We start from the raw sequence: 2,785 nt of genomic DNA, 5'->3' as shown, positions 1-2,785 counted from the left end.
CGGGAACGCAGCTCGTGCTGGCGGCCGGCGGCCGCTACGACCTCACCTTCACGATGCCGGCCGGCCCGGTGACCGTGGCCGGCGCCGGGAACACCGCACTGACCTTCAGTCCCGACGGCGCAGCCGCACCGGTCCGGGTGGACAGCGGGGAGCAGTTCGACCCGCTGGCCTACGGCTCCGGCCCGGCACCTCCGGCCCAGACCTACCAGCGGACGTTCGACCTGCGACTGGACGACGGGTTCGGCTTCAGCCAGGGCCGCCTCTCGTACGTCAGCAGCCTCATCAACGGCCGGCTGTACCCCGCGGTGCCCTCGCTGGAGGTCACCCGCGGAGACCGGGTCAGGATGCGCATCGCCAGCCGCAGCACCATCGAGCACCCGTTCCACCTGCACGGCCATCGCATCCGGGTGCTGTCCCGCAACGGTGAGCCGGCCACCGGCAGCCCGTGGTGGACCGACACGCTGAACATCAGCACCGGCGATGTCTACGAGTTCGAGTTCGTCGCCGACAACCCGGGCATCTGGATGGACCACTGCCACAACTTCCAGCACGGCGCCAACGGCATGATCATGCACCTCGCGTACCAGGGCGTCCGGACCCCGTACGCCTCGGCGCACTCCCCCGAATAGCCGCACCATCGAAGGAGCCTTTGTGTCCGAGCTCGGCGCAGCCGTCATGACGGAGATCGTTCTTCCCGGCATCGTGCAGCCGGACGGCCTCGAGGTCCGTACCCGCGAGATCCCCGCGCCCGGCCCCGGGCAGGTCGTCCTGCGCGTCGAGGCCACCGGTGTCTCGTTCGCGGAGCAGCAGATGCGGCTCGGCCGGTACTACGGGCAACCGCCGTTCCCGTTCGTCCCCGGCTACGACGCGGTGGGCACGGTGGCCCGCCTCGGGCCGGGAGCCGACCCGGCGCTGGCCGGGCGCCGGTTCGCCGTGGTGACCAAGGTGGGCAGCTGGGCCAGTCACGTCCTGGTCGACGCCGATGCCCTGATCGCGGTGCCGGACGGGGTGGACCCCGCCGAGGCCGAGACGGTCGTGGTCAACGGCGTCACCGCCCGCCAGCTGCTGCGGCTGGCGAAGGTCCGCGCCGGCCAGACCATCGTGGTGCTCGGCGCCAACGGCGGGGTGGGATCCACGCTGGTGCAACTCGCCCAGCACGACGGCATCAAGGTCATCGGCACCGCGGCGGCCCGGCACCACCCGCTGCTGGACAAGCTCGGGGCCATCCCGGTCGACCACCGCGACCCGCACCTGTACGACCGGATCGCCGCGCTGGCCCCGGGCGGGGTGGACGCCGTCTTCGACCACCTTGCCGGGGACGGGCTCAAGCAGTCGTGGCATCTGATCCGCAAGGGCGGCACGCTGGTCTCCTACGGCACGGCCGCGTTGAAGGACAACTCCGCCTCGACGCAGGCCGTCTTCCTGAGCCTGTTCTCCCAGCTGTGGATGTGGCACCTCTCGCCGAACGGCAAGGGCGCCCGCTTCTACAACTTCTGGGCCGGCGAACGGCGGACGGCGGCGTTCCGGGCGCGCCTGCGCGAGGACCTCACCGCGGTATTCGCGCTGCTGGCCGAGGGCGTGCTCACCGCGCAGGTCGCCGCGACCTTCCCGCTGAGCCGGGCGGGCGAGGCACTCGCGCTCGCCGAGTCCCGCACCGTCGCGGGCAAGGTCATCCTGGTGCCGGACCCGGCGACGGGTACGCCCTGAGCGATCGACGTGTCGGCGGTGCGCCGATCCCATACTGTCGGCGCCATGCTGACGCTGTCCTCCCGGCCCGACCGGCTCGTCGGCCGGCGTGCGGAAACGCAACGCCTCACCGAGCTGACCGGCCGGGCGGCCGCGGGCCGCGGCGGCGCGCTCGTGCTGGCCGGCGAGGCGGGCATCGGCAAGAGCGCACTGCTGGGGTACGCGGCCCAGGCGGCTACGGCGTTCCGGGTGGTCCACGCGTCCGGTTCCGAGTTCGAGCAGGAGCTGCCGTACTCCGGACTGCACCAGCTGTGCCTGCCGATGCTGGACCGCCTGTCCGAGCTGCCGCCGCGCAGCCGGGACGCCCTGCGGGTGGCCTTCAGCCTGGCCGAGGGACCGTCCGAACCGTTCCAGATCGGCATGGCGGCCCTGGGCCTGCTGACCGCCGCCGCGCAGCACCAGCCCCTGCTGTGCCTGATCGACGACGCGCAGTGGCTCGATGAAGCGTCCGCCCAGGTCATGCTCTTCCTGGCCCGCCGGGTCACGACCGACCCGGTGGCGATGCTGTTCGGGGTCCGGACGCGGGCGGCCCCCGACGGATTTGGCGAGCTGCCCCGGCTGACCCTGCCCGGGCTGAGCGACGAGGAGGCCAAGACACTGCTCGTGACGCGTAGCCCGTTCCCCCTGGACGACCAGGTCCGTGACCGGCTGATCGCCGAGGCCCAGGGAAGTCCGCTGGCGCTGCTCGAACTGCCCCGGGCCGGGGGTTTCGTGCCACCGGACGGGTCGAGCGTGCCGACGCGGATCGAGGACGGCTTCCGGTCCCGGCTGGACGGGCTGTCCCCGTACGCCCGGCTCCTGCTCATCGTCGCCGGCGCCGACCCGACCGGGGACCCCGGCCTGCTCTGGGCGGCCGCCGGCCGGCTCGGCCTCGATCTGACCGCGTCGAGTGACGAGGCCGCGAACACCGGGCTGGCCGAGTTCGGCCACCGCATCCGCTTCTGTCACCCCCTGGCCCGGTCGGCGGTGTACCGCGCCGCCTCGGCCGGGGAACGCCGCGCCGCCCACGGCGCGCTGGCCGAGGCCACCGACCCGACCG

3 protein-coding genes are annotated in these 2,785 nt (G+C 73.1%); all 3 read left to right on the top strand.

Annotated features, from left to right (window positions below; translation table 11 throughout):
- Positions 1 to 629 (top strand): multicopper oxidase domain-containing protein (locus AB0C29_RS42045; RefSeq protein ID WP_360833018.1); only part of this gene is annotated, 629 nt, incomplete at its 5' end.
- A gap of 22 nt (positions 630 to 651) precedes the next feature.
- Entirely contained in the window at positions 652 to 1,707 is a 1,056-nt protein-coding gene (locus AB0C29_RS42040; protein ID WP_360833015.1) for a medium chain dehydrogenase/reductase family protein, read from the top strand.
- 45 nt (positions 1,708 to 1,752) lie between these two features.
- Positions 1,753 to 2,785, top strand: a 1,033-nt coding sequence (locus tag AB0C29_RS42035) for an ATP-binding protein (protein ID WP_360833012.1), incomplete at its 3' end; no start/stop codon positions are given.

Source organism: Actinoplanes sp. NPDC048791 (genome assembly GCF_040650095.1).
Classification (GTDB): Bacteria; Actinomycetota; Actinomycetes; order Mycobacteriales; family Micromonosporaceae; genus Actinoplanes.
The sequence above is the reverse complement of the archived record's forward strand: the minus strand, read 5'-3'. Positions and strand labels throughout refer to the sequence as shown.